Genomic DNA, 25,728 nt, shown 5'->3' with positions numbered 1-25,728 from the left:
CCGGGGGGCGGGGGCGCGCAGGGGATCGTGACCGCTGCCGGCGGGGACCGGTGCGGCCCGTGCGCGGGGGTGCGCAGGGGTGCGCGCGGACGGGGCGGCTCGCGGGGATCCGGGCGGCCGGCCGGTGGGACGTCCGGCCGGCCTCCGGGGGAGGGGCCGGTGCGGACGTCGGTGCGCCCGGGCGGGGGCCCGGTGCGGCGGCGGTCCCGAATCCCCCTCGGGCCGCCTCCGACCCTAGGAGCCGGATCCTCTCCTGTCCACTTGGCGCGTTTGCATTGTCCCAGGTCACAAGGCGTTTGCGACGTGTTCACCGACGCCCCTCTGGAAGTCCGCCGGGGTCGCTGGTTCCATGGGAGCAGGCCTCTCCGACCCGCGCCGGGCGCCGGGTGGAGGGCGCGGTCGCAGGTCCTGAGGAAGGTTCGATGATGAGCAGTGCACTGTCCCCCCGGCCGGCGTTCCGGTCGGTCGACCCCGTCCACGTCCCGCTGCTCCCGGAGCACCCCGACGACGCTGCCCCCGACCGCCAGGACGACGGCCTCGGTCTGCACCCCGCCGGGCTCCTCCAGCGGGTCTTCACCGCGGCGGGAGAGGTGGAGGCCGCGGAGTGGGCGCTCGACCACGTCCTCGACGCCGTGGCCTCCGGCGAGGAGGTGGGCATCGGTCTCGACGTCGCCCCCCTCGACGGCGCCCTCGAGTCGGCGCGCTGGGCACTGGACCGGGCGGTGGGCGCCCTGCGCGCCGAGATCCGCTGGGCGGCGCGGCACGGCGTCCCGCTCTGCCTCCTCGCCGAGGCCTCCGCGACGGAGCTGGACGAGGTGCGCTCCGTGCTGCGCTCCGCCGCTCTCGGGGCGGGGACAGGGGGACTGGCCGTCGCCGGCTGAGCCGACCTCCGCCCCGCGGGGGCTCGGAGCCCGGCCTTGTTGTTACGAATGGGTAACTGATACCGGCGGTTCCTGTTTCTCCTGGCGTGTCTGCTGTCGTCCCCCGAACGGACCACATAGACTTCTTCTGGGTGCGGCGGACGGTGATCTCCGTCACGTCGGACCCGGAGCCCCGTGCTCCACGACGCGAGCCCCGTGCTCGCCCCGGCGTGGCCCCGTCCCCCTCGGACTGCGAACCCAGCACTCCTGGCGGGCCCGTATCGACCCATGGAGGAAACGATGAGAACGAAGCGGATCGCGGGCACGTCAGTGGCGCTCTCCGGAGCCCTGCTGCTCACCGCGTGCGGCGGGGGAGACGGCGGGGGCACCGCCGCCGAGGGCGGCGGCGACGGCACCTTCAGCGTGTACATCGGGGAGCCCGAGAACCCGCTGCTGCCCGGCAACACCGGCGAGACGGAGGGCGGTCAGGTCGTCGACGCCCTCTGGACCGGCCTGGTCGAGTACGACCGGGAGTCCAACGAGGCCGTCTACACCGGCGTCGCGGAGTCGATCGAGTCCGAGGACCAGACGACGTGGACGGTCAGCCTCAAGGACGGCTGGACCTTCCACGACGGGTCCCCGGTGACCGCCCAGAGCTACGTGGACTCGTGGAACTACGTGGCCAACAGCGAGAACGCGCAGGGCAACTCCTACTTCTTCTCCAACGTCGAGGGCTACGACGCCCTCCAGGGCGAGGAGGGCGCGAGCCCCACCGCCACCGAGATGTCCGGCCTGCGCGTCGTCGACGAGCAGACCTTCGAGGTCACCCTCAGCGAGCCCTACGCGCAGTGGCCGACCACCGTCGGCTACACCGCGTTCTTCCCGATGCCGGAGGCGTTCTTCGAGGACCCCGAGGGCTTCGGCGAGCAGCCGATCGGCAACGGCCCGTTCAAGGCGGACGAGGCCTTCCAGGAGGGCCAGGGCATCACGCTCACCCGCTACGACGAGTTCGGCGGCGACGAGCCGGCCAAGGCCGCCGCCGTGGAGTTCCGCGTCTACACCGAGATCAACACCGCCTACAACGACCTCCAGGCCGGCTCGCTCGACGTGGTCGACCAGATCCCGCCGGACGCCATCGCCTCCGCCGAGGACCAGTTCGGCGAGCGGTTCAAGACCACCCCGCGCGGCGACATCACCGCGCTCGGCTTCCCGACCTACGACGAGCGCTTCGCCGACCCGGAGGTCCGCCGCGCCTTCTCCATGGCCATCGACCGGCAGGCGATCACCGACGCGATCTTCCAGGGCTCCCGCACCCCGGCCGCGTCCTTCGTCTCGCCCGTGATCGACGGCCACCGCGAGGACGCCTGCGACGCGTGCGAGCTGAACGTCGAGGAGGCCAACCGGATGCTCGACGAGGCGGGCTTCGACAAGTCCGAGCCCGTGGACCTGTGGTTCAACGCCGGCGCCGGCCACGAGGAGTGGATGCAGGCCGTCGGCAACCAGCTCCGCGAGAACCTGGGCGTCGAGTACCAGCTGCGCGGCGACCTCCAGTTCGCGGAGTACCTGCCCAAGCAGGACGAGAAGGGCATGACCGGCCCGTTCCGCTCCGGCTGGATCATGGACTACCCGGTCATGGAGAACATGCTCGGCCCGACGTACTCCACGGCGGCCCTGCCGCCGGCCGGCTCGAACGTGACGTTCTACTCGAACGAGGAGTTCGACGCCAAGCTGCAGGAGGGCAACGCCGCCGACTCGATCGACGCGGCGATCCAGGCCTACCAGGAGGCCGAGGACCTGCTCGTGGCCGACATGCCGGCCACGCCGCTGTTCTTCGGGCTCGTGCAGTACGCACACTCGGAGAACGTGGAGGAGGTCTACGTCAACAGCTTCGGCCGCGTCGAGGTCGAGGACGTCGTCGTCACCTCGGAGTGATCCGACCCTGACCCGGGGCGCCCCGCACGGGGCGCCCCGGGCCCACCTGTCCGCGCAACACCTCCGCACACACAAGGAGACCCATGGGGCGGTACGTCCTCCGCCGTCTGCTGCTGACCGTCCCGGTGCTGCTGGGCGCGTCCCTGCTCATCTTCTCGATGGTCTACGCGCTGCCCGGCGATCCCATCCGGGCGCTGGCCGGCGACCGGCCGCTGTCCGAGGCCGTGCAGGCGCAGCTGCGCACCGAGTACAACCTCGACGACCCGCTGCTGATCCAGTACGCCAAGTACCTGGGCGGCCTGGTGCAGGGCGACTTCGGCACCGACTTCTCGGGCCGTCCCGTCCTCGACACGATCGTGGACCGGCTGCCGGTGACGGCCCGGCTGGCCCTCGTGGCCGTGGCCTTCGAGATCCTCATCGGCATCCTCGCCGGCGTGCTGGCTGGCCTGCGGCGCGGATCCTTCTTCGACAACCTCGTGCTGGTCTCCACCACGGTGGTCGTGTCCATCCCCGTCTTCGTCCTCGGCTTCCTCGCCCAGTACGTCTTCGGCGTACGGCTCGGCTGGTTCCCCATCGCCGGCATCTCGGACGGCTGGTACAGCTACGTCCTGCCCGGCTTCGTGCTCGCGGCGCTCTCGCTCGCCTACGTGGCCCGGCTGACCCGCACGAGCCTCGCGGAGAACCTGCAGAGCGACTACGTGCGCACGGCGCGCGCCAAGGGCCTCAGCGAGGTGTCGGTGGTCGGCAAGCACACCCTGCGCAACAGCCTCATCCCGGTGGTCACCTTCATCGGCGCCGACCTCGGCGCCCTCATGGGCGGGGCCATCGTCACCGAGTCGGTGTTCAACATCCCCGGTCTCGGCCGGGCGGTCTACGACGCGGTGCTGCGGCAGGAGGGCGCCGTCGTCGTCGGGATCGTCACCCTGTTCGTCTTCTTCTACATCTTCTTCAACCTGGTGGTCGATGTCCTCTACGCCGCCCTCGACCCGAGGATCCGCTATGAATGAGCCGCGTCCGGAGAGCGTCCGCGAGGAGCGGGACGCCCACCACGAGACCTTCTCCGACCGCGTGGACGACCGCGCCGACGAGATCGCCTCGGCGGCGGTCGCGGGGGACATCGAGCAGGTCAGCCTGTGGCGGGACGCCTGGAAGGGCCTGCTCCGCAACCCCTTCTTCCTGGTGGGGGCCCTGCTCTTCGTCGTGTTCGCGGTGATGGCCCTCGCCCCGCAGGTGTTCACCTCGGTGGACCCGCGGGCCTGCAGCCTCGGCCGCTCGGGGGAGGGCCCGCAGCCCGGGGCGCCGTTCGGCTACGACGTCCAGGGCTGCGACTACTACTCGAACGTGGTGCACGGCGCGCGCATCTCCCTGGCCATCGGCTTCCTCGCCGTCCTGGGCACCCTGGCCATCGGCGTGGTGGTGGGCGCGCTCGCCGGCTACTACGGCGGCTGGCTCGACTCGCTGCTCGCCCGGATCACCGACATCTTCTACGGCCTGCCGCTCATCCTGGGCGCCATCATCCTGCTCTCCGTGCTGCCCGAGCGCGGGGTGCTCGAGGTCTCCCTCGCGCTGATCGCGTTCGGCTGGATGACGGCCATGCGCCTGGTCCGCTCCAACGTGATCGGGGTCAAGGAGGCCGACTACGTCCAGGCGGCCCGGGCGCTGGGCGCGCGGACCGGCCGGATCCTCACCAAGCACATCCTGCCCAACGCCGTGGCGCCCGTCCTGGTCTACTCCACCATCGCGGTCGGCACGATCATCGCCTCCGAGGCGACGCTCACCTTCCTGGGCGTGGGCCTGCAGCTGCCCGAGATCTCCTGGGGTCTGCAGATCAACGCGGCGCAGAACAGGCTGCGCGACGCCCCGCACCTGATCCTCTTCCCGTCGCTGTTCCTGTCCCTGACCGTGCTCTCGTTCATCCTCATGGGCGACGCGCTGCGCGACGCCCTCGACCCGAAGTTGCGCCGATGACACCCTCCTCCGTCCCCGCTCCCACCCCCGCCCCCGTGCCCGCGCCGCCGGGCGGCGCGGCGGGCCCCGTGCTCGAGGTCGACGACCTCGCGGTGGAGTTCCGCTCCCGCCGGCGCACCGTCCGGGCCGTCAACGGGATCAGCTACACCGTCCGGGCCGGCGAGACCCTCGCGATCGTCGGGGAGTCCGGCTCCGGCAAGAGCGTCAGCGCCCAGGCCGTCATGGGCATCCTCGACATCCCGCCCGCCCGCATCACGCACGGCGAGATCCGCTTCCACGGCGAGGACCTGCTGGGCATGAGCCGCCGGGACCAGCGGGCGGTGCGGGGGCCGGGCATCGCCATGGTCTTCCAGGACGCCCTCTCCGCGCTGAACCCGGTCTTCTCCGTGGGCCACCAGATCGGCGAGCTGTTCCGCGCCCACCGGGGCGCCTCCCGGCAGGAGGCGAAGGCCCGGGCGATCGAGCTCATGGAGCGCGTGGGGATCCCCGCGGCCCGGGAGCGCGTGGGCGACTTCCCGCACCAGTTCTCCGGCGGCATGCGCCAGCGCGTGATGATCGCGATGGCCATCGCCCTGGACCCGGACATCCTGATCGCCGACGAGCCGACCACCGCGCTCGACGTCACCGTCCAGGCCCAGATCATGGACCTGCTCACCGAGCTCCGCACGCAGACCGGGATGGGCGTCATCCTCATCACCCACGACCTGGGGGTGGTCAACGAGGTCGCCGACCGGGTGGCGGTGATGTACGCGGGCAGCATCGTGGAGAACGGCACGGTCGACGAGGTGCTCTCGGCGCCCCTGCACCCCTACACCCGGGGGCTGATGTCCTCGATGCCCAGCCTCGAGTCCCAGGGCGAGCGGCTCCTGCCCATCGCCGGGACCCCGCCGGACCTCCCCGCCGGCTGCGCGTTCCACCCGCGCTGCCCCATGGCCCGGTTCGGGCGGACGGCGGCACCGGGCAAGGACTGCGCCGCGGACGTCCCGGTGCTGCGCGAGGTCGTGCCGGGCCGGACGGCCGCGTGCCACTACAGCGAGGAGCTCGAGCATGAGTGACACCCTGCCGACGACGACGGCGGACGCGCCCCTCCTGGAGCTGCGCGGGCTCACCAAGCACTTCCCCCTCACCCAGGGGGTGCTGCTGCGGCGGACCGTGGGCCAGGTCCAGGCGGTGGACGGCGTGAGCATGACCCTCGGCCCGGGGGAGACCCTGGGGCTCGTGGGCGAGTCCGGCTCCGGCAAGTCCACCGTGGCGAAGCTCATCATGGCGCTGCAGCAGCCCACCGCGGGCCAGGTCCTGTACAAGGGCCGGGACGTGGCCGCGATGTCCTCGCGGCAGCTGCGGGAGTACCGCCGCAACGTGCAGATCATCTTCCAGGACCCCTACTCGTCCCTCAACCCGCGGATGACGGTGGGGGACATCGTGGCCGAGGCCTGGGACGTGCACCCCAACGCCGTGGCGCGGCAGGACCGCGCGGCCACGGTCCGGGAGCTGCTGGAGCGGGTGGGGTTGCGGCCCGACTACGCCAACCGGTACCCGCACCAGTTCTCCGGGGGCCAGCGGCAGCGCATCGGGATCGCACGGGCCCTGGCCCTGCGCCCCGAGGTGATCATCTGCGACGAGCCGGTCTCGGCCCTGGACGTCTCCGTCCAGGCGCAGGTCATCAATCTGCTGCAGGACCTGCAGAACGAGTTCGGCCTGTCCTTCCTCTTCATCGCCCACGACCTCTCGGTGGTGCGCCACCTCAGCGACCGGGTCGCGGTGATGTACCTGGGCAAGGTGGTGGAGACGGGCGACCGGGACGCGATCTACCACCGGGCCGCCCACCCGTACACGCAGGCCCTGCTCTCCGCGGTGCCGGTCCACGAGCCCGCCCTGCGCGGGGGGCGCGAGCGGATCATGCTCAGCGGCGACCTGCCCAGTCCCGCGAACCCGCCCTCCGGGTGCCGGTTCCGGACGCGGTGCTGGAAGGCGCAGGACGTGTGCGCCGAGCAGGAGCCGGAGCTCGTGGACCGCGGCCAGGGCCACCCGGCGGCCTGCCACTTCGCCGAGAGCCGGGACCTCGTGCCCGGCTCGGCCTAGCAGCCGGCCCGCGCGGCAGACCCGCGCCGCCGGCCGGGCTCAGCGGGCCCCGGACCCTCCGGACCCTCCGGGGCCGGGTCCGCCGGGCGCTGCGCGGTCCCCGCCGGCGGGCAGGGCGGCCGAGTCCGGGAACGCCGCGCGGGCCCACAGCCGCATCACGGCGTAGCTGCGCCAGGGGCTCCAGGCGGACGCGGTCGCCGCGGCGGCGGCCGCCCCGGCCGCCCCGAGCGCGCGCCGCAGGACCAGGTCCTGGGGCAGGAAGACGTCGGGGTCGCCCAGGACGCGCAGCGAGATCGACCCGGCCGTCCACGGGCCGATGCCGGGCAGGGCCAGCAGGCGCTCGCGCAGCACGGCGGCGTCCTCCCCGGCCGGCACGCCGGCACGTCCCGGCGGGGCGTCGAGGACGAGTCCGTCGCGGACCGCCACGGCGAGCGCGTGCACGGTCGCGGCCCGGCGGGTGGTGACGCCCACGTCCCGCTGCAGCCGGGCCGGGTCCGTCCCGGCGATCCGGCGGGCCGTCGGGAAGGCGGTGGCGCCGCCGGTCACGGGCGTGCCGTGGTGGCGGACCAGGCGCCCGGCGAAGGTGCGGGCCGCGGCGAGGGAGACCTGCTGCCCCAGTACGGTCAGGACCGCCGTCTCGAAGCCGTCCGGTGCACCGGGCAGCCGGATCAGGGGCCAGGCGCGCACGTCCGCGGCGAGCACGGGGTCGGCCGCCAGGGCGCGGTCCGCCGCGGGGGACTCCGTGCCCTCGCCGAGCCAGCGGCGCACCCGCTCCAGCACGGGCTCCAGGGTCTCCGCCGCCCCGGGCCCCACGCGCACCGGCAGACCGGCCGGAGTGAGGCCCCTCCAGTCGACCGTCACCGTGCGGACCGCTCCGTCCGCCACGACGGGGCGCCGGTGGGCGCCGCCCGCGAGGTCGTCGCACCCGGGCACGGCCTGGGAGGCCAGGAAGTCCCGGAGGAACCCGGGGGACGCCGGCGCCGGGAGCAGGACGTCCACGGCACCCGCGGACCCGTCGTCGTGCATGCGCTGCTCCCGGTCGTCGATGGGCGGGGATCCGGACCCAGCCTGTCCCGGGGGCCACTGCGTGTCCAGGCGGAGAAGCGGCGGAGGCCCTGTTCAGATTGTTCAACAATCACTACACTGGCACGAGAGTGACCGCGGCCACGTCCAGGGTGGCCGGCGCCGTGCCCCGGCGCAGGTCGCCCCCGTCCCGAGGAGGCCGCATGTCCAGCTCCGCCCCCCGTCCCGCCCGTCCCGGAGGGCCGCGGCGCCGTCAGCAGCCCCGCGGCGATGCGGGCCGTGAACCGCTCCGCCCTGCTCGGCGCCCTCTTCCTGATGGCCACCAGCGCCATCGGCCCCGGGTTCATCACCCAGACCGCGAACTTCACCGTGCAGCTGGGCGCCGCCTTCGCGTTCGCCATCGTCATCTCCATCGTCGTCGACATCGCGGTGCAGCTGAACGTGTGGCGGATCATCGGCGTCTCCGGGCTCAAGGCGCACGAGCTCGGCAACCGCGTGCTGCCGGGCCTCGGCTGGTTCATCGCCGCGCTCGTGGCCACCGGCGGGCTCGTCTTCAACATCGGCAACACCGCCGGCGGCGGGCTCGGCCTCGACGCGCTGCTCGGCCTCGACCCCACCTGGGGAGGCATCATCACGGCGCTGATCGCGGTGGGCGTGTTCGTCAGCAAGCGCGCGGGCGTGGCCCTGGACCGGATCGTGGTGGTCCTCGGCGTGCTCATGATCCTCGTGACGAGCTACGTCGCGTTCGTCTCGCGGCCCCCGGTGGGGGAGGCGCTGCGCAACGTGGTGCTGCCCGAGAACGTGGACTTCCTGATCATCACGACCCTCATCGGCGGGACCGTGGGCGGGTACATCACCTACGCGGGCGCCCACCGCATCGTCGACGCCGGGATCACCGGCGTGGAGAGCGTCAAGCAGATCTCCCGCAGCTCCGTGGTGAGCATCGTGCTCACCGGGGTCATGCGCTTCCTGCTGTTCCTGGCGATCCTCGGGGTGGTCGCCGGCGGCGCCCAGCTCACGGGCGAGAACCTCGCCGCCCAGGCGTTCCGCTCCGCCGCCGGGGAGGTCGGCCTGCGCCTGTTCGGGGTCATCCTGTGGGCCGCGTCCATCTCCTCGGTCATCGGCGCCGCCTACACCTCGGTGTCCTTCCTCACCACCTCCCGGACGAAGCCGCGCACCCGGAACCTGATGACCATCGCCTTCATCCTGGTCTCGGCCACCGTGTTCGCCCTGCTCGGCCAGGCGCCGTCCACGCTGCTCATCGTGGCGGGCGCCGTCAACGGGCTCATCCTGCCGCTGGGCTTCGCGGTGCTGCTGTGGGTGGCCTGGCGCCGGCGGGACCTGCTGGGCGGCTACGAGTACCCCAAGTGGCTCGCGCTGATCGGCACCGTGGTGTGGCTGCTCACCATCTTCCTGGGCTACCAGTCCCTCAGCGGCATCGCCGCGCTGTGGGCGTGATCGCCGTGGGACCGGACAGCACGCAGGCCCGGCGGGACCGGGCCGCCCTGGCCCCGGGCGCCGCCCGGGCGATGTTCCGCAGCGGCCTGGTCACGCCCACGTCGGGCTGGTGCGACGGCTTCGCGCAGGCCAACCTGATCGTCGTCCCCGCGGACTGGGCCTTCGACGTCCTGCTCTTCGCCCAGCGCAACCCCAAGCCGTGCCCGGTGCTCGGCGTGCTCGAGGCCGGCGAGGTGACCGGGCCGCTGCTGGGCGGCGGCGACGTCCGCACCGACGTCCCCCTCTACACCGTCTACCGGGACGGAGAGGCGGCGGGCACCCGCACCGACCTGCTGGACGTGTGGCGCGAGGACCTCGTGACCTTCGCCCTCGGCTGCAGCTTCACCTTCGAGGCGGCCCTGCAGGAGGCCGGGATCCCGATCGCCCACATCGACCAGGGCGTCAACGTCCCGATGTACCGCACGAACGTCCCGTGCGCGCCCGCCGGGCGGCTGTCCGGCCCGCTGGTCGTGTCCATGCGGGCGATCCCCGCCTCCCGGGTGGCCGACGCGGTGCGCATCACCTCCCGCTATCCCGCCGTGCACGGCGCCCCGGTGCACGTCGGCGCCCCGCAGGAGCTGGGCATCCGGGACCTCGGGGCCCCCGACTACGGGGACGCGGTGCAGATCCCGGACGGCCACGTCCCCGTGTTCTGGGCCTGCGGGGTGACGCCCCAGGCGGCGGTGCTCGAGTCCGGGGTGCCGTTCGCCCTCGGCCACGCCCCGGGCCACATGCTGGTCACCGACCTGCCCGACTGGCAGTACCAGGTCCCCTGAGCGCGGCCGGCGCGGGGCCCTCCAGGACGTCCAGCAGCTGCTGCCGGGAGGCCTCCAGGTAGTCGTGCATCTGCACGGCGGCCTCCTCGCGCCGGCCCTGCTCGAAGAGCTCGAGGATCCGGGCGTTGCGCTCGATCCAGGGCGCGTGGAAGGACGGGTCCTGGCGCATGGAGTAGAACACCAGTCGCATCTCCGCGAGGGTCCGGGACATCAGCTCATCCTGGCGCGGCGAGCCGGCCAGCTCCACCACGCCGCGGTGGAACTGCTGGTTCGCGTCGGCCATGCCGGTGACGTCCCGGCGGTCGCGGGCGGCGCGGCCGTCCTCGACGGCGGCGTGCAGGCCCGGCTGCGGGACCGGGTCCGACCAGCGCAGCGCCGAGGTCTCCAGCGCGAGCCGCACCCGGTGGATCTCCCGCACGTCGTCCGCGCCGGGCCGGGCCACCGAGACGCCGCGGTTGGGCACCCGCACCAGCAGGTTCTCCCCGACCAGGATCGTGAACGCCTCGCGCAGGGTGTTGCGGGAGACCCGCAGCGCCTCGCTGACCCGGGCCTCCGAGAGCCGGGTCCCGGGCGGCAGCCGGCCGGCCACGACGCCCTGGCGCAGCACGTCCACCGCCCACGGGATGGCCTCGCCCTGCGGGGCAGGCCCGGCCTGGGCGACGGCCGTCGTCAGGAACTCGTTCTGCACGGTGTTCATCGATCCCCATCCTGACATCCCGGGGGCGCCCGGCCGTGCGGCGGCACCCTGGTGGCGGACCAGGCCGTCCTCTACGCTGTCAGGACGTCCGACCCACTCCCTGGAGGCTTCGATGCAGAAGACCGGTGCAGCACTCGCCACGGCGGCCGTCCTGACGGTGACCGCGTGCGGGGGAGGGGAGTCCGGCGGCGGAGCGGCCGGGGACGGCGAGCTGACCAGGGTCGGCGTGGGCGTCATCGCGAGCACCGACGTGGCACCCCTCTACCTCGGGATCGAGCAGGGCTTCTTCGAGGAGGAGGGCCTGGAGCTCGACATCACCCAGGCCCAGGGCGGTGCGGCCATCGTCCCGTCCGTGGTCAGCGGGGAGATGGACTTCGGCTTCAGCAACGTGACGTCGCTGATCGTCGCCCGGTCCCAGGGGCTGCCGCTGCAGATCATCGCCAACGCCAACAACTCCACCGGGGTCCAGGGCGAGGACTTCGCCGACGTCCTGGTGCGCGAGGACAGCGACATCCAGGACGCCGCGGACCTGCAGGGCAGGACCGTCGGGGTGAACACCCTGAACAACATCAGCGACACCACCATCCGCGCGGCCATCGAGGCGCAGGGCGGGGACCCCGGGGACGTCGAGTTCGTCGAGGTCCCGCTCCCCGACATGCCGGCGGCCCTGGAGCGGGGCGAGGTGGACGCGATCGGCTCGATCGAGCCGTTCCGGACCATCGCCATGCAGGACGGGGCGCGCTCGGCGGTCTCCAACTACGCGTTCCCGATCGAGGACCTGACGGTGGCCGTGTACTTCACCACCGAGGACGTGCTGGCCCAGGAGCCCGAGACCGTCGAGGCGTTCCGGGCCGCCATCGAGAAGTCGCTGCAGTTCGCGCAGGACAACCCCGACGAGGTCCGGGCCGTGCTGCCCAGCTACACGCAGCTCGACGAGGAGCTGATCGACCAGCTCGTCCTGCCCGCCTACCCCACCGAGGTGAACCGGCAGTCCGTGCAGGAGCTCGCGGACCTCGCCGTCCAGCACGGACTCATCGAGGAGGCCCCGCCCCTCGAGGAGCTGCTCCCCGAGTGAGCCCCCGGGGAGGTCCGGGCACCCCGGGGACGGAGCCCGGTCAGGAGAGGCGGGCCAGCACCTGGTCGGCGGTCACCGCGTCCCCCGGTCCCACCGCGAGCTCCCGGACCGTGCCGGCCCGCGGCGCGGACACCCGGGTCTCGGTCTTCATGGCCTCCAGCACGGCGACGTCCTGGCCCGCCTCGACGTCGTCCTGCTCGGCCACCAGCCACGAGACGAGCGTGCCCGCGAAGGGCGCGGTGACGGCGCCGTCGTCGGCGGGCTGCGCCCCCGCGGGGGCGGCCTCCGACGCCGCGGGGGCGGAGCCCAGGGCCGCGGCGAGGGCGTCGGGGATCCCGATGCTCACGCGCCGCCCGTCCACGTCCACCGTGAAGCGGGTGCGGCCCGGCTCGTCCGCGCGGGCGTACTCGGCGTCCGGGGCGAGCCGGCCGGCGAACTCGTCCTCGATCCACGTGGTCCACACCCCGAGCCCCTCGCCCCCGGCGAAGGCGGGGGCGTCCAGCACGGCGCGGTGGAACGGGACCGTGGTGGCCACGCCGTGCACCCGCAGCTCGCGCAGGGCGGTGCGGGCCCGCACGAGCGCCTGCTCGCGGGTGGGTGCGCTGACGACGAGCTTGAGCAGCAGCGAGTCGAAGGTCGTGGCCACCCGGGTGCCGCGGTGCACCCCGGAGTCCACGCGCACGCCCGGGCCGGTCGGGGTGTCGACGGCCTCGACCGTGCCCCCGGAGGGCAGGAAGCCGCGGCCGGGGTCCTCGGCGTTGATCCGGAACTCGAACGCGTGCCCGCGCGGGACCGGGGTCTCGAGCACGGGCAGCGGGTCCCCGGCGGCCACGGTCAGCTGGGCGCGGACCAGGTCCACGCCGTAGACCTCCTCGGTGATCGGGTGCTCCACCTGGAGCCGGGTGTTGACCTCCAGGAAGGAGATCAGCCCGTCCGGGGCCACGAGGAACTCGGCGGTGCCCACCCCCACGTACCCGGCCTCCCGGAAGATGCCCTCGGCGGCGGCCGCGATCCGCTCGCGCTGGTCGTCCGAGAGGAACGGCGCGGGGGCCTCCTCGACGAGCTTCTGGTGGCGGCGCTGCAGGGAGCAGTCCCGGGTCCCGAGCACGACGACGTGGCCGTGGGAGTCGGCCACGACCTGCGCCTCCACGTGCCGCGGGCGGTCCAGGAAACGCTCCACGAAGCACTCGCCGCGGCCGAACGCGCTCTGCGCCTCGCGGGCGGCCGAGCGGAAGGCGTCCTCGACCTCGTCGAGCTCCCGGACCACGCGCATGCCGCGGCCCCCGCCGCCGTGGGCGGCCTTCACGATCACCGGCAGGCCGTGCTCCTGCGCGAAGGCCCGGGCGTCCTCCGGCGACTCGACCGGGCCGTCGCTGCCCGGCACGAGCGGGGCGCCCGCGCGCCGGGCGATCTCGCGGGCGGCGACCTTGTCCCCCAGCAGCACGATCGTCTCGGGGGAGGGGCCGATCCAGGTGAGGCCGGCCTCGATCACCGCCCGGGCGAACCCGGCGTTCTCGGAGAGGAACCCGTAGCCCGGGTGCACGGCGTCGGCGCCGCACCGGCGCGCGATCGCGAGCACCTCGTCCCCGTCCAGGTAGGTCTCGGCGGCCGAGGTGCCCTCCAGGGCGTACGCCTCGTCGGCCAGGAGGACGTGCGGGGCGTCGGCGTCGGGGTCGGCGTAGACGGCCACGGACTCGAGGCCGGCCTCGGCGCAGGCGTGGACGACGCGGACGGCGATCTCCCCGCGGTTGGCGATCAGGATCTTGCGCACGGTGCTACTCCCGGGAGGTGTCGGTGGACATGTCGGTGGACATGTCGGTGGACGTGCTGGTGGCGGTGCTGTCGGGTTCGGCCTGCGCGGTGGCGGGCCCGGGGTCCTCCGCGGGCGGCGGGCCGAGATCGGGCGCCGGCAGCCGGACGAAGCGCAGGCGCCCGCCGGGGCGCAGCTGGGCGAGCACGGCGAGGTCCTCCGGGTGCACCACCCCGAGCACGGGGTAGCCGCCGGTGGTGGGTGCGTCCTGCAGCAGGACGACCGGCAGGCCCGCGGGCGGGACCTGGACGCAGCCGGGCACGGTCCCCTCGCTGGGCAGCTCGTCCGTGCGCACCCGCTCCAGCGGCTCGCCGGAGAGCCGGGCGCCCACGCGGTCGGAGGACGCGGTCAGCTCCCACTCCTGCGCGAAGAAGGAGGCCACGGCGGCGGGGGTGAACCAGTCGTCGCGGGGGCCCGGGACCACGCGGACCGCGGGCACCGCGGCCGGGGCGGGCGCCGGCTCGGGAGGCCGGACGGCGGTGCCCGGCTCCGGTCCGACCGGCAGGGCGTCGCCGGCGGCCAGGGGGGCCGGGCCCAGCCCCGCGAGCGTGTCCGCGGAGCGGCTGCCCAGCACCGGCGGGACCGTGATCCCGCCGCGGACGCCCACGTAGACCCGCGCCCCGGCCGTCACGGTGCCGACGGCCAGCCGTTCGCCGTCGCGCAGGGCGAAGGGGGTGCCGGGCGGGGGCCGCCACGGGGCCGGGCCCGTGACCGTCAGCGCCGCCCGCGCGCCGGTGACCGCCAGGACGTGCTCCCCGTGGGCGGTCAGCTCGAGCCCGCCGAGCAGGTGCTCCAGCACCGCCGCCCCCGCGCCGTTGCCCACGAGCCGGTTGGCCGATCCGGCGGCGGTGGCGTCGAGCGCGCCCGAGGGGGACACGCCCAGCGCGGCGGAGCCCGCCCGGCCGCCGTCCTGGACGAGGGTCTGCAGCCCGGGGGCGCCGACCGTCAGGTGGGGCCCCCGCACCGGGGCGGTCCGGGCTGCGGTCGCGGCGACCTCCACGAGCTCGCGCACGGGCCGGTAGCGCACCCGGTCCCCGGGGCGCAGCAGCGCGGGGTCCTCGCGGTCGAGGTCGAACATCCGGGCCGCGGAGCGGCCGATGAGCTGCCAGCCGCCGGGGGAGCTGCGGGGATAGACGGCGGAGAACCGGCCGGCCAGGGCCACCGAGCCGGCGGGGACGGCGGTGCGCGGCGTGCTCCGGCGCGGGACGTCGGGACCGTCCTCGCCCACGCAGTAGAAGAAGCCGGGCGCGAAGCCGGCGAAGGCGGCCGTCCACGCCTGCCCGGTGTGGAACCGGACCACCCCGTCCGCGCCGAGGCCCGTGAGCTCGCCGACCGCCTCGAGGTCCTCGCCGTCGTAGACGACGTCGATGGTCACGGTGCGGGCCCCGCCGGCCCCGGCGCTCCCGCGGGGGACGGCGCGGGCGGCGCGGACGACTCCCCGCAGCGCATCGGTGGTGCTCGCGCGCACCACCACGGTCTCCGCGCCGGCCACGCAGTCCACGAGCCCGGGCAGGTCCGCGGCGGCGAGCCGGGCGTGCACCGCCACGGCGTCGTGCAGGTCGGCGCACTCGACCAGCGCCGCCCGCGGGCCGAGCGGCCGGACCCGGCGGGGCCCCGCGGGGGCCGGCCCGCTCACAGGAAGCTCCCGACCCGCAGACCGGCCTCCTCGAGGGCGCGGCGCACGCGCTCGGCGATGGCCAGCGCCCCGGGGGTGTCCCCGTGCACGCAGATGCTCTGGGCGTCCACCGCCACGAGGGAGCCGTCGACGGCCTCGACCACGCCCTCGACGGCCATCCGCACCACGCGGGCGGCGATCTCGTCGGCGTCGTGCAGGACGGCGCCGGCCTCGGTGCGGGGCACGAGCGTGGCCTGCGGCGTGTAGCCGCGGTCGGCGAAGGCCTCGCGGACCGTGCGCAGCCCGGCCGCCCGCGCCTGGCGCTCGATCTCGGAGCCGGGCAGCACCAGCAGGGGCAGGGCGTCGTCGACGTCGCGCACGGCGTCCACCACCGCTCCTGCGTGCTCCTCGTGGTGGACGATCGCGTTGTACAGGGCGCCGTGCGGCTTGACGTAGCTCACCCCGGTGCCCGAGGCGCGGGCCAGGGCCTGGAGGGCGCCGATCTGGTACACCAGCTGGTCGGTCAGCTCCGCCCGGGGCACGGCGATGAAGCGGCGGCCGAAGCCCTTGAGGTCGTCGTAGGAGACCTGCGCGCCCACGGCCACGCCCTGCTCGGCGGCCACGGTGCAGGTCCGGCGGGCGACCGTCGGGTCCCCCGCGTGGAAGCCGCAGGCCACGTTGGCGCTGGTGACCACGTGCAGGACGGCCTCGTCGCCGGCCATGGCCCAGGCGCTGAGCGACTCGCCGCAGTCCGCGTTGAGGTCGATGTCGGAGGGGGGCATGCTGTGCTCCTTGTCACGTCGGTCCCTCCAGCATGCCCTGTCCCCCAGGATTGTTCAACAATATTTGCCGTCGGGATCGGAATCCGCGCGGATCGGTGGACGCCGGGGCCCGGCCGCCGTAGGTTGGCCCGCACGAGGGCGCAGCGGTGCCGCGGGCAGCGCGGTGGGACCGCGCCGCCCGTCCACCTCCACCGATGGGACAGCACATGAGCGACAGGACCTCCCGCGCCGAGGACGACTCCCCGGGGCGCTCCGGCTCCGTCCTGGACCACCTGAGCGAGTCGACCGTGCTCCTGGACGTCCGCGGGGCGGACCGGGACGGCGTCATCCGGCAGCTCGCCGAGCTCGGCGCGCACACGGGGCGGGCGTACGACGCCGACAGCACCGTCGCGGCGGCCCTGGCCCGGGAGGAGGAGGGGTCCACCGGGGTGGGCAACGGCGTGGCCCTGCCGCACGCCAAGTCCGCCGGTGCCGAGCGGCCGATGATCGCGTTCGCCCGCAGCCGGGACGGCGTGGAGTGGAACGCGCTGGACGGCGAACCGGTCCACCTGGTCTTCCTGATCTCCCTCCCGGAGGAGCGCTCCGGGGAGGAGCACCTGGAGCTGCTGGCCGAGCTCTCCGAGGCCCTGGCCGGGGAGTCCTGCCGGCGGGCCCTCCTCGACGCCGGGAGCGCGTCCGAGGTGCTGGCCGCGCTGGAGGAGGCGCTGGGCTGACCGGTCCGGCCGGGCAGGTGCGGGGCCCGGACCGCGGCGCCGAGGTCGAGCGCCCGCGGGCTCAGACCGACCGGGGCGGCCGGGGTGCGGACGGTGGTCTCCCGCCCGTCGGGCGGCGCCCCGCCGGACCGCGGGCCGGTCTCACCGCTGGGGGTGGGCGCCGGCCGGGGGCCGGGACCAGCCGGCGGTCCGATCGCGCAGCGTGCGGTAGGCCTCCAGGACCCCGGGCGTCGGCTCCGCCTCGTACTGCCGGGCGCCGGCGAGCGCCCAGGCCGGGGGCTCGTCCTCGCCCGAGAGGGCCCAGGCGGCCTGCCGGGCGGCACCGAGGGCCACGTACTCCGCCGGGGCGGGGACGAGCACGGGACGGCCGAGCACGGCCGGGGCGAGCCGGCGCACCGCCTCGGACTGCGCGCCGCCGCCGATCAGGAGGATCCGCTCCGCAGCGGTGCCGGTGGCCCGCTCGAGCGCGGCCACGCCGTCGGCGAGGGAGCAGAGCAGGCCCTCCACGCAGGCCCGGGCGATGTCCTCCCGGCCGGTGCGCGAGGACATCCCGTGCAGGGTGGCGCGGGCCTCGGGCCGGTCGGGCGTGCGCTCCCCGTCGAGGTAGGGGAGCAGGGTGACGCCGCCCGCCCCGGGATGGCCCGCGAGGGCGAGCTCGGCGAGGCCCGCGTGGTCGACGCCCAGCACCCGGGCCCCGAACTCCAGGATCCGGGCGGCGTTGAGGGTCGTGGCCATGGGCAGGTAGCGGCCGGTGGCGTCGGCGAAGCCGGTCACCAGCCCGCTGGGGTCCGCGGTGCGGGTCTCCGAGACCATGGCCGCGACCCCGGAGGTGCCGATCGACAGGGACACGTCGCCGGGGCCGAGCGTGACGCCCAGCGCGGCGGCCATGTTGTCGCCCGTGCCGGCCGCGAGCACCGCCCCCGCGGCCGTGCGGCCCATGACCGCGTTCGGGGCGGCGGCCACCTGCGGGAGCTCGAGGTCGTGGCCGAGCGCCTGCTCCACGAGGGCGTGGTCCCAGGCGCCGGTGCGCGTGGAGAAGTAGCCGGTCCCGGAGGCGTCGCCGCGGTCGGTGAAGAAGGACGACCGGCCGGCGTCGAGGTGGTGGGACAGGTAGTCGTGGGGCAGCAGCACCCGGTGGGTGCGGGCGGCGTGCTCCGGCTCGTGCTCCGCCATCCAGCGCAGCTTGGTGGACGTCATGGACGCGACCAGCACGCTGCCGAGCTCCTCGGCGCAGGCGGCCGCACCGCCCATCTCCTCGACGAGCCGGCGGGCCTGCGGCGCCGAGCGGGTGTCGTTCCACAGCAGGGCGTCGCGCACCACGGCGTCGTGCTCGTCGAGGGCGACCATCCCGTGCTGCTGGCCCCCGACGGAGACCGCGGCGGCCTCCGCGAGGAAGGGCCCGGCGGCGTCGTCGAGCGCGGCGAGCCAGGCCCGGGGGTCCACCTCGGTCCCGTCCGGGTGGGGGGCGCGGCGCTGCGCGAGGACCTCGCCGGTGCCGGCGTCGACGAGGAGCGCCTTGGTGGACTGGGTGGAGGAGTCGATGCCCAGGACGGTGGTGCGTGCCATGAAGAACCTCGGTGCGGGGTCGGGACGGAGCGGCGAGGGCGCCGCGGGACGGGACGCGCAGTGCCCGGCCCGGCGCAGGGGGGGATGTGCGCCGGACCGGGCCGGGACGGGGCCGGCACCCCGGAGGGGGTGGGTGCCGGCCCCGGGTGTCTCAGCCCCGGGCGCCCATGAGGTGCTCGACGGCGAGCTGGTGCAGGCGCACGAAGCCGTAGTTGCGCTCCGACGGGCCCGTCAGGTCGAGGTCCTCGTAGGCGCTGCGGTCGGCGAGGAACGCCTCGAGGTCCTCGCCCTCGGCGAGGGTCGGCTCGCCGAGCTCGAGGATGCCGGACTGCTCCATGGCCTCCTGGACGTCGGGGTCCTGGCGGAAGGCCACCGCCCGCTCCTTCAGCAGCAGGTACATCCGCATGTTCGCCGCGGCCGAGTCCCAGACGCCGTCGAGGTGCTCGGTGCGGGAGGGCTTGTAGTCGAAGTGCCGGGCCCCCTGGTAGGCGCCCGGCAGGGACGGGAACCCGTTCTCCAGCAGGTCCACCGTGAAGAAGGCGCTGATCAGGTTGCCGTGGCCGAACACCAGGTCCTGGTCGTACATCGGGCCGTTCTGCCCGTTGAGGTCGATGTGGAACAGCTTCTCGCACCACAGCGCCTCGGCGAGGCCGTGCGTGTAGTTCAGCGTGGCCATCTGCTCGTGCCCGGTCTCCGGGTTCACGCCCACGACGTCCCCGTTCTCGAGCCGGTCGATGAACGCGAGGGCGTGCCCGATGGTCGGCAGGAAGATGTTGCCGCGGGGCTCGTTGGGCTTCGGCTCGAGGCCGATGCGCATGTCGTAGCCCTGGGACTTGATGTACCCGGCCACGGTGTCGATGCCCTCGGCGTAGCGGTCCAGGGCGGCGTAGAGGTCCTTGGAGGAGTCGTACTCGGTGCCCTCGCGCCCGCCCCACATCACGAAGGTCGTGGCGCCGAGCTCGGCGGCGAGGTCCACGTTGCGGAGCACCTTGCGCAGGCCGTAGCGCCGGACCCGCCGGTCGTTGGACGTGAACGCGCCGTCCTTGAAGATCGGCTCCGCGAAGGTGTCCGTGGTGACCATCTCGCAGACCATGCCGGTCTCGTCCATGGTCTGCTTCAGCTGCCCGATCAGCTTCTCGCGCTGGGCCTCGGTGGCGTCGAAGGGGATCAGGTCGTTGTCGTGGAAGGTGAAGCCCCAGGCGCCGAGCTCCTTGAGCTTGCGCACGGACTCGAGGGGGTCGAGCTCGGGCCGGGAGGCGGTGCCGAACTGGTCGCGGGCGGCCCAGCCCACGGTCCACAGGCCGAAGGAGAACTTGTCCGCGGGGGACGGGGTGAGTGACGGGGCGAGGGAGGTCGCGGGGGAGGAGGTGGGCATCGGAGGTCCTTTCCCAGTTGGTTAGTTTCCGTTACTTACTATAGGAGCTGGGATACCGTGGGGGAAGACCGCCGGCGGATTTTCTGCCGTCCGGTCGGCCGGGATCCGCGCCGGACCCGGTCCTCTCGGCACCAGAGGAGAGTCGTCCGTGCAGTCGAGCCACCTGCGGGAGCACAACCTCTCCACCGTGCTGCGCGCCGTCGCCGGGGCGGACGCGCCGGTCTCGCGCGCCGCGCTCGCCAAGCTCACCGGGCTCACGAAGCCCACCGTGTCCAAACTGGTGCAGGAGCTGCTCGAGGCGGGTCTGCTCGTCGAGGGCCGGCAGGCGGCCGCGCGGGTGTCCGGGCGGCCGACGATCCCCCTGACCGTGGCCCGGGGGACCGTGCTGGGCGTGGGCCTGGAGATCGCCGCCGACCACCTCGCGTGCCTCGTCACGGATCTCGGCGGCCGCGTCCTGCACGAGGAGTCCCGTTTCGGGGCCTTCGCCGGGGCGTCCGTGGACGAGGTCGCCTCCGTGCTGGCCGGTCTGCTGGACACCGCCCTGGCGCCCCGCCGGGACGTGCCCGTGGCCGGGATCTGCGTCTCGGTCCCCGGCCGGCTCTCCACGGACCGCGCCACCGTGCTCTCCGCCCCCAACCTCGCCTGGCAGGACGTCCCGCTGGTCGAGCGGCTCCGGGAGCACCCGGCGTTCCGGGGCCCGGGGCTCACCGCCGGCAACGACAGCATGCTCGCCGCGCGCACCGAGGTCCTGCGCCGGCCGGGCGCGTCCTTCCTCTTCCTGCACGGCCAGACCGGCATCGGCGGCGCCGTGGTCCTGGAGGGGCGCATCCTCCGCGGTGAGCACGGCTGGGCGGGGGAACTGGGCCACGTCACGATCACCCCCGGCGGGGAGCTGTGCCGGTGCGGGCGGCGCGGCTGCCTCGAGGCCTACGCCAGCTACCACGCGCTGCGGGGCCGGACCGGCCTGCCGGAGGACGTCCGGATCGAGGACCTCGTGGCGGCCACGGCGGAGCGGCTGCAGAGCCGGGAGGCGGTCATGGAGATGATCGGGCGGCCCCTCGGCGTGGTGCTCGCGAACTCGATGAACGTCCTGGACCTGTCGACGGTCGTGCTCTCCGGGTACTTCGCCCCGATCGCCCCGGAGCTGGAGCCCGTGCTGCGCGAGGTCCTGGAGGCGCACGCGCTCACGGCGGAGGTGGGGCCCGTCGAGATCCAGCGCTCCGCCGCGGAGGCCCATCCCGCCCTGACCGGCGCGGCCGCCACGGCCCTCGAGGCCATTTACGACTCGCCGGCCCGCTGGATCGACCGGCGCTGACCCGCTCCCGTCCGGGGACGACGACGGGGCCCGCTCGCACGAGCGGGCCCCGTCGCGCTCCGGCCGGGGCCGGGCGATCGGCTCAGCGGAACGCGGGGTGGTGCTCCCACTTCGCGTCGCCGCCGGGCTGCGAGCGGACCAGGGCCTCCTGGAGGGCGTCGTAGGCCGGCTTGCGCTCGTAGTCGCCCTCCATGGTCAGGGCGTCCCCGTAGCCGGGGAAGGTGTTCGGCACCCAGGAGTGCTCGTCGAGCACGCCCCACACGGTGAAGGAGTTGCAGTCCTCCACGGCCAGGCACGCCTCGAGGGCCGTGCGGTACCAGTCGGCCTGCTTCCGGCGCAGCTCGTCGGTCATCCGGTCGTCGCCGTCGACCGGTCCGCGGACGTCGATCTCCGTGACGGCCGTCTCCAGCCCCAGGTTGTCGAAGCGCTGGAGGTTCTGCTGCATGCGCCCGTCGAAGCCGTACTGGAGGCCGAGGTGGGTCTGCATCCCGAAGCCGTGGACCGGCACGCCCTGCGCGAGCAGGTCCTGGATCAGCGCGTAGTAGGCGTCGGACTTCGCGTTGATGCCCTCCACGTTGTAGTCGTTGAAGAACAGCTGGGCGTTCGGGTCGGCCTCGTGGGCCCAGCGGAAGATGTCGGCGATGATCTCCGGGCCCAGCTCCCGCAGCCAGATGTTCTCCTGCAGGCGCAGGTTCCCGCTGTCGTCGAAGATCTCGTTGGCGACCTCCCACTGCTGGATGCGGCCCTCGTAGTGGCCGACCACCGTGTGGATGTGCTCCTTGAGGATGGCGCGCAGCTCGTCGGGGGTGTAGTCGCCTTCCTCGAGCCAGTCGGGGTTCTGGCTGTGCCAGAACAGGGTGTGGCCGCGCACGACCTGCCCGTTGGCCTCGGCGAAGTCGACGATGTCGTCCGCGGGGCCGAACTCGTAGACCCCCTCCTCGGGGTGGATGAACTCCCACTTCATCTGGTTCTCGGGGGTCAGGGAGCTGAACTCCCGCGCCAGGACGGAGCGGTACTCGGGGTCGGAGGGGAAGGGCTCCGGGTAGTCGGCGCTGGTGTGGTGGCCTCCGCCGGCCACGGCGCTGCCGATGCGGAAGTCCTTCGGGGTGTTCCAGCGCAGGGTGTCCTGCTTCGCCAGGCCGGGGGGCCGGGTCTCCGGGGCGGCGCTCGCGGCCTGGGGGACCGCGGTGAGGCACAGGGCGGCGACGGCGGTGGCCGCTCCGGCGCGGAGGAGGGGGGCTCGTCTGCTCATGTCGGGGGTTCCTTCATCAGGGGGGGTGGGGGATTCGCGGGGACGGGTGGGACGGGGCGCGGGCCGCACGGCGGCCCGCGCCCCGGGCTCAGGAGGCGTCGGCGGACGCGGCGAGGGCGCGGTCGGCGACGCGGACCTCGACGGGGGTCGTGAGGACGCGGTCGGCGTCCTCCACGTCCCGGACCGTGCCGGTGACCGTGAACCGGCCCTCGAGGGGCAGGTCCTCGCTGGAGGTGCCGGCGCGCAGGACGAACTCGCCCGGCTCCACGATCCGGCGCACGGCCCGGCCCGTGAACGAGGTGCGGTCGGCGTGGACGGAGAAGACCACGCGGGCGCTCTGCCCGGCCTCCAGCGCGATCTTGGCGAAGCCGACGAGCATCTTCAGCGGCCGGACGACCTGGGCGACGGGGTCGCTCAGGTACAGCTGGACGACCTCCTGGCCGGCCCGGCCGGAGGTGTTGGTCACGGTGACCGCGGCCTCCACGGTGCCGTCGGTGCCGATCTCGGCCGCGGACAGCTCGAGCGCGTCGTAGGAGAAGCTCGAGTAGCCGATGCCGTGGCCGAACGGGTACAGCGGCCGAGGGTCCAGGTTGGAGACGCCCTCCGAGTATCCGCCCAGGGCGGGGGTCAGGTAGGTGCCGGGCTGCCCGCCCACGTGCCGGGGGATCCCCACGGGCAGCCGCCCGGAGGGGTTCACCCGCCCGGAGAGCACTCCGGCGACGGCGTGCCCGCCCTCCTCGCCGGGCATGAAGGCCTGCACCACGGCCGCGCAGCGGTCGTCGAACGCGCCGAGGCTGTAGGGGCGGCCCGTCACGAGCACGAGGACCACCGGGGTGCCCGTGGCGAGCACGGCCTCGACGAGCTCGGCCTGCCGGCCGGGCAGGGACAGGTCCACGACGTCGCAGCCCTCGCCGGAGGTGCCCGTGCCGAAGAGCCCGGCGAGGTCGCCCACGGTGACGACCGCGAGGTCGGCCTCCTCGGCCGCGGCCACGGCCTCGGCGATGCCGCTGGTGTCGGGGTCGGTGAAGTCGACGCCGCGGGCGTGCCGGAAGGTGGTCCCCCCGTCCGCGAACTCCTCGGCGAGGGCGTCGACGATCGAGGTGATCTCGATGCCGGTGCCGGACTCCCCGAAGCGGGACAGGACGTGGTTGGTGAAGCTGTAGCAGCCGAGGAACGCGCGGGGCTGCCCGGCGCTGGGGCCGATGACCGCGACCTTCCGGGCGGTGTCGCGGGCCAGCGGCAGGACGCCCTCGTTCTTGAGCAGGACGACGGACTCCTCGGCCATGCGCCGGGCGAGCCGGCGGTTCGCCGGGGAGTCGAGGTCGACGGCCCCGCCCGCGGTGCCGGGGTCGAAGCCCGGATCCAGCAGGCCCAGCTCGACCTTCTGCGTCAGCACCCGCCGCACCGCGCGGTCGAGCAGGGACTCGTCGAGCGCGCCGTCGCGCACGGCGCCGGCGAGGTCCGCGAAGCAGCCGGTCTCGGGCAGCTCCACGTCCATCCCGGCCGCGAGCGACTGGACGCCGGCGTCGCGGGGGTCCGCGGCGACGTGGTGCATGGACTCCAGGAAGCTCACGGCCCAGTAGTCGGAGACGACCGTGCCCTCGAAGCCCCAGGTCTCCCGCAGGAGGGTGGTGAGCAGCTCGGGGTCGGCGACGGGCGGGACGCCGTCGACGTCCGCGTAGGAGTTCATCACCGCGCCGGCCTGCCCGAGCTTGACGGCCATCTCGAAGGGCACGAGGACGACGTCGCGGAACTCGCGCGGTCCGATCGAGACGGGGGCGTGGTTGCGCCCGGCGCGGGAGGTGGAGTAGCCCGCGAAGTGCTTCAGGGTGGCGATCACGCCGGCCTCCTGCAGCCCCCGGACGTACTCGGTGGTCAGGGTGCCCACGAGGTAGGGGTCCTCGCCGACGGTCTCCTCGACGCGGCCCCAGCGGTAGTCGCGGACGACGTCGAGCACGGGGGAGAGGCCGAGGTGGACGCCCACGCCCTTCATGTCGGCGCCGATGTGCCGGGCCATGGTGCGGACCAGCTCGGGGTCGAAGGCGGCGCCCCAGGCGATCGCGGCCGGGTAGCAGGTGGCCCCCAGGGTGGTGAACCCGGTGAGGCACTCCTCGTGGGCGATGGCCGGGATCCCGAGCCGGGAGGTCTCCACGACCTGGCGCTGCAGGGTGCGCAGGTGCTCCACCCCGTCCGCGGCCGAGATCGGCGCGCTGCCGAAGGCCCGGGTGATGTGGCCGAGACCGTGCGCGATCGCGGCCTCGAAGGTCGAGCGGTCGTCGGCGAAGGCGGACTCCATGGGGGCCGCGCCGCCCGTGGCCTCCTCCGGGTCGGGGCGCAGCCAGTAGCTGCCGAGCTGACCGGCCTTCTCCTCGAGGCTCAGCTCCTGCAGCAGGGCGTCGACGCGTTCGGCGACGGGGCGGGCGGGGTCGTTCCAGGGTGCTGTCATGGGGGTGTTCTTTCTGCTCGGTGGGCGCGTCACTTGCCGAAGCCGGCGGTGAGCCCGGCGACGAGGTGCCGGCGCCCGAAGACGTAGAGGACGAGGATCGGCAGCGCCGAGAGGACGACGGCGGCCAGGACGGCGGGGATGTCGGCCTGGAACTCCCCCTGGTAGGTCCACAGGGACAGGGGCAGCGTGCGCTTCGCGGAGCTCTGCGTGAGGATCAGCGGGAACAGGAAGTTGTTCCAGCTGTTGAGGGCGTTGTAGACGCCCACGGTGGTGATGGCGGGCAGGCTCAGCGGCAGCACGAGCGTGCGGAAGACCTTCCAGTCGCCGGCGCCGTCGAGGGTCATGGACTCGTAGAGCTCGTTGGGGATGTCCCGCATGAAGTTCGTCAGGATCAGGACCGTGATCGGGATCCCGGACGCGATCCCGGGCAGGATCAGGGCGGCCAGGGTGTCGTAGAGGCCGAGCTGGACGATGATCAGGTAGATCGGGATGATCGTCGCCTGGATCGGGATGGCGATGCCCAGCAGGAACAGCCGGTTCGAGAACACGGCCAGCCCGCTCCGGCTGCGCACGATCACGTAGGACGCGAGCAGGGACAGGAAGACGATCCCGGCCACCGTGAACACGACCACGACCACGCTGTTGAGGAAGTACTGGACGAACTGGTTCTGCAGGACCGTGGCGTACGGCGCGAACGTCGGGGACGAGGGCAGCAGCGGGTTCGTGGAGTAGTAGTCCTCGCGGGGCTTCAGGCTCGTGATGGCGATGTAGTAGATCGGGATGATGATCGCGCCCAGCCACAGCCAGCCGCCGACGGCCGCCGGGATGTTCGGGAGCCCCCGGCGCCGGCGGGCGGGACGGGCGGCCGCCGGCCGGGCGTCCGGGCGGGGCGCGCCCCCGGGCCGCGTGCGCACGGGAGGGGTGTCCGTGGTTCGTGTGCTCAT

21 protein-coding genes are annotated in these 25,728 nt (G+C 74.1%); 11 read left to right on the top strand and 10 right to left on the bottom strand.

The annotated features are described in order from the left end of the window. Nucleotides 1-422: 422 nt before the first annotated feature. From EQG70_RS16405 to EQG70_RS16380, 6 genes are all read left to right on the top strand, one after another. Complete coding sequence (locus EQG70_RS16405) at nt 423-881, top strand: hypothetical protein (protein ID WP_017833148.1); 459 nt, start codon at nt 423-425, stop codon at nt 879-881. A 279-nt stretch (nt 882-1,160) separates the two neighbouring features. Next, a complete protein-coding gene (locus EQG70_RS16400) occupies nt 1,161-2,792 on the top strand; it encodes a peptide ABC transporter substrate-binding protein (protein WP_035923437.1) in 1,632 nt (543 codons plus the stop codon). 83 nt (nt 2,793-2,875) lie between these two features. Further along, the gene (locus EQG70_RS16395) at nt 2,876-3,799 is read left to right on the top strand and encodes an ABC transporter permease (protein ID WP_017833150.1); all 924 of its coding nucleotides are present in this window, start codon (nt 2,876-2,878) and stop codon (nt 3,797-3,799) included. Beyond that, nucleotides 3,792-4,760 carry an ABC transporter permease gene (locus EQG70_RS16390; RefSeq protein ID WP_017833151.1) on the top strand — a complete coding sequence of 323 codons (969 nt, stop codon included), beginning with the start codon at nt 3,792-3,794 and terminating at the stop codon, nt 4,758-4,760. The genes EQG70_RS16395 and EQG70_RS16390 overlap by 8 nt, the downstream gene beginning before the upstream one ends. Next, complete coding sequence (locus EQG70_RS16385; protein WP_244296577.1) at nt 4,757-5,815, top strand: ABC transporter ATP-binding protein; 1,059 nt, start codon at nt 4,757-4,759, stop codon at nt 5,813-5,815. The genes EQG70_RS16390 and EQG70_RS16385 overlap by 4 nt, the downstream gene beginning before the upstream one ends. Continuing rightward, complete coding sequence (locus tag EQG70_RS16380) at nt 5,808-6,842, top strand: ABC transporter ATP-binding protein (protein ID WP_095650242.1); 1,035 nt, start codon at nt 5,808-5,810, stop codon at nt 6,840-6,842. The genes EQG70_RS16385 and EQG70_RS16380 overlap by 8 nt, the downstream gene beginning before the upstream one ends. 39 nt (nt 6,843-6,881) lie before the next feature. Here EQG70_RS16380 and EQG70_RS16375 read toward each other — a convergent pair whose 3' ends face one another. Beyond that, on the bottom strand, nt 6,882-7,868 hold the full coding sequence (locus EQG70_RS16375) for a DNA-3-methyladenine glycosylase family protein (RefSeq protein ID WP_109268369.1): 987 nt from the start codon (nt 7,866-7,868) through the stop codon (nt 6,882-6,884). Between the two features lie 267 nt (nt 7,869-8,135). On the opposite strand from EQG70_RS16375, the gene EQG70_RS16370 reads away from it, so the two are divergent. After that, nucleotides 8,136-9,323, top strand: a complete 1,188-nt coding sequence (locus EQG70_RS16370) for an NRAMP family divalent metal transporter (protein ID WP_109221638.1) — start codon at nt 8,136-8,138, stop codon at nt 9,321-9,323. After that, entirely contained in the window at nt 9,314-10,138 is an 825-nt protein-coding gene (locus EQG70_RS16365; RefSeq protein WP_095650244.1) for a putative hydro-lyase, read from the top strand. The genes EQG70_RS16370 and EQG70_RS16365 overlap by 10 nt, the downstream gene beginning before the upstream one ends. Here EQG70_RS16365 and EQG70_RS16360 read toward each other — a convergent pair. Next, nucleotides 10,101-10,835, bottom strand: coding sequence for a GntR family transcriptional regulator (locus EQG70_RS16360; RefSeq protein ID WP_217905330.1), 735 nt, complete (start codon nt 10,833-10,835; stop codon nt 10,101-10,103). The genes EQG70_RS16365 and EQG70_RS16360 overlap by 38 nt on opposite strands. A 112-nt stretch (nt 10,836-10,947) precedes the next feature. Between EQG70_RS16360 and EQG70_RS16355 the strand changes: the two genes are divergently transcribed. Continuing rightward, the gene (locus EQG70_RS16355; protein ID WP_017833158.1) at nt 10,948-11,910 is read left to right on the top strand and encodes an ABC transporter substrate-binding protein; all 963 of its coding nucleotides are present in this window, start codon (nt 10,948-10,950) and stop codon (nt 11,908-11,910) included. Between the two features lie 40 nt (nt 11,911-11,950). Here EQG70_RS16355 and EQG70_RS16350 read toward each other — a convergent pair whose 3' ends face one another. From EQG70_RS16350 to EQG70_RS16340, 3 genes are read right to left on the bottom strand one after another with little or no spacing between them, the layout of a single operon-like run. Continuing rightward, a complete protein-coding gene (locus tag EQG70_RS16350) occupies nt 11,951-13,681 on the bottom strand; it encodes an acetyl/propionyl/methylcrotonyl-CoA carboxylase subunit alpha (protein WP_035923430.1) in 1,731 nt (576 codons plus the stop codon). Nucleotides 13,682-13,685: 4 nt separating this feature from the next. Next, a complete protein-coding gene (locus tag EQG70_RS16345) occupies nt 13,686-15,356 on the bottom strand; it encodes a 5-oxoprolinase subunit B/C family protein (RefSeq protein ID WP_109268368.1) in 1,671 nt (556 codons plus the stop codon). Further along, nucleotides 15,353-16,117: a LamB/YcsF family protein gene (locus EQG70_RS16340; protein WP_035923428.1), complete on the bottom strand. Its 765-nt coding sequence runs from the start codon at nt 16,115-16,117 to the stop codon at nt 15,353-15,355. Before EQG70_RS16340 ends, EQG70_RS16345 begins: the two co-directional genes overlap by 4 nt. 206 nt (nt 16,118-16,323) lie before the next feature. Here EQG70_RS16340 and EQG70_RS16335 point away from each other — a divergent pair, with 206 nt between their 5' ends. Further along, nucleotides 16,324-16,830 (top strand): PTS sugar transporter subunit IIA, encoded by a 507-nt coding sequence (locus EQG70_RS16335; RefSeq protein ID WP_109268367.1) that lies wholly within the window; start codon nt 16,324-16,326, stop codon nt 16,828-16,830. A 141-nt stretch (nt 16,831-16,971) separates the two neighbouring features. Here the strand turns inward: EQG70_RS16335 and xylB are convergent, their stop codons facing one another. Continuing rightward, a complete protein-coding gene (xylB, locus tag EQG70_RS16330; protein WP_109268366.1) occupies nt 16,972-18,396 on the bottom strand; it encodes a xylulokinase in 1,425 nt (474 codons plus the stop codon). Between the two features lie 151 nt (nt 18,397-18,547). Further along, nucleotides 18,548-19,771, bottom strand: a complete 1,224-nt coding sequence (gene xylA, locus EQG70_RS16325; protein ID WP_017833164.1) for a xylose isomerase — start codon at nt 19,769-19,771, stop codon at nt 18,548-18,550. Nucleotides 19,772-19,919: 148 nt separating this feature from the next. Here xylA and EQG70_RS16320 point away from each other — a divergent pair, with 148 nt between their 5' ends. After that, a complete protein-coding gene (locus tag EQG70_RS16320) occupies nt 19,920-21,086 on the top strand; it encodes an ROK family transcriptional regulator (protein ID WP_109243173.1) in 1,167 nt (388 codons plus the stop codon). A gap of 82 nt (nt 21,087-21,168) precedes the next feature. Here EQG70_RS16320 and EQG70_RS16315 read toward each other — a convergent pair whose 3' ends face one another. From EQG70_RS16315 to EQG70_RS16305, 3 genes are all read right to left on the bottom strand, one after another. Further along, nucleotides 21,169-22,338 carry an endo-1,4-beta-xylanase gene (locus tag EQG70_RS16315; RefSeq protein WP_109268365.1) on the bottom strand — a complete coding sequence of 390 codons (1,170 nt, stop codon included), beginning with the start codon at nt 22,336-22,338 and terminating at the stop codon, nt 21,169-21,171. Between the two features lie 88 nt (nt 22,339-22,426). Further along, complete coding sequence (locus EQG70_RS16310; protein WP_095650249.1) at nt 22,427-24,784, bottom strand: glycoside hydrolase family 3 N-terminal domain-containing protein; 2,358 nt, start codon at nt 24,782-24,784, stop codon at nt 22,427-22,429. A gap of 29 nt (nt 24,785-24,813) precedes the next feature. Then, entirely contained in the window at nt 24,814-25,728 is a 915-nt protein-coding gene (locus EQG70_RS16305) for a carbohydrate ABC transporter permease (RefSeq protein ID WP_081615855.1), read from the bottom strand.

The sequence above is a fragment of the Kocuria rosea genome (genome assembly GCF_006094695.1).
GTDB classification, from domain to species: Bacteria; Actinomycetota; Actinomycetes; order Actinomycetales; family Micrococcaceae; genus Kocuria; species Kocuria rosea.
Note: the sequence above shows the minus strand (reverse complement) of the source record. Positions and strands in the feature narration are given on the sequence as shown.

Excerpts from the sequence above, each read along its gene's own strand:
- EQG70_RS16405 (WP_017833148.1), top strand. The coding sequence starts at position 423 with ATGATGAGCAGTGCACTGTCCCCCCGGCCGGCGTTCCGGTCGGTCGAC.
- EQG70_RS16400 (WP_035923437.1), top strand. The coding sequence starts at position 1,161 with ATGAGAACGAAGCGGATCGCGGGCACGTCAGTGGCGCTCTCCGGAGCC.
- EQG70_RS16395 (WP_017833150.1), top strand. The coding sequence starts at position 2,876 with ATGGGGCGGTACGTCCTCCGCCGTCTGCTGCTGACCGTCCCGGTGCTG.
- EQG70_RS16390 (WP_017833151.1), top strand. The coding sequence starts at position 3,792 with ATGAATGAGCCGCGTCCGGAGAGCGTCCGCGAGGAGCGGGACGCCCAC.
- EQG70_RS16385 (WP_244296577.1), top strand. The coding sequence starts at position 4,757 with ATGACACCCTCCTCCGTCCCCGCTCCCACCCCCGCCCCCGTGCCCGCG.
- EQG70_RS16380 (WP_095650242.1), top strand. The coding sequence starts at position 5,808 with ATGAGTGACACCCTGCCGACGACGACGGCGGACGCGCCCCTCCTGGAG.
- EQG70_RS16375 (WP_109268369.1), bottom strand. The coding sequence starts at position 7,868 with ATGCACGACGACGGGTCCGCGGGTGCCGTGGACGTCCTGCTCCCGGCG.
- EQG70_RS16370 (WP_109221638.1), top strand. The coding sequence starts at position 8,136 with ATGCGGGCCGTGAACCGCTCCGCCCTGCTCGGCGCCCTCTTCCTGATG.
- EQG70_RS16360 (WP_217905330.1), bottom strand. The coding sequence starts at position 10,835 with ATGAACACCGTGCAGAACGAGTTCCTGACGACGGCCGTCGCCCAGGCC.
- EQG70_RS16355 (WP_017833158.1), top strand. The coding sequence starts at position 10,948 with ATGCAGAAGACCGGTGCAGCACTCGCCACGGCGGCCGTCCTGACGGTG.
- EQG70_RS16340 (WP_035923428.1), bottom strand. The coding sequence starts at position 16,117 with ATGCCCCCCTCCGACATCGACCTCAACGCGGACTGCGGCGAGTCGCTC.
- EQG70_RS16335 (WP_109268367.1), top strand. The coding sequence starts at position 16,324 with ATGAGCGACAGGACCTCCCGCGCCGAGGACGACTCCCCGGGGCGCTCC.
- xylB (WP_109268366.1), bottom strand. The coding sequence starts at position 18,396 with ATGGCACGCACCACCGTCCTGGGCATCGACTCCTCCACCCAGTCCACC.
- xylA (WP_017833164.1), bottom strand. The coding sequence starts at position 19,771 with ATGCCCACCTCCTCCCCCGCGACCTCCCTCGCCCCGTCACTCACCCCG.
- EQG70_RS16315 (WP_109268365.1), bottom strand. The coding sequence starts at position 22,338 with ATGAGCAGACGAGCCCCCCTCCTCCGCGCCGGAGCGGCCACCGCCGTC.
- EQG70_RS16310 (WP_095650249.1), bottom strand. The coding sequence starts at position 24,784 with ATGACAGCACCCTGGAACGACCCCGCCCGCCCCGTCGCCGAACGCGTC.
- EQG70_RS16305 (WP_081615855.1), bottom strand. The coding sequence starts at position 25,728 with ATGAGCACACGAACCACGGACACCCCTCCCGTGCGCACGCGGCCCGGG.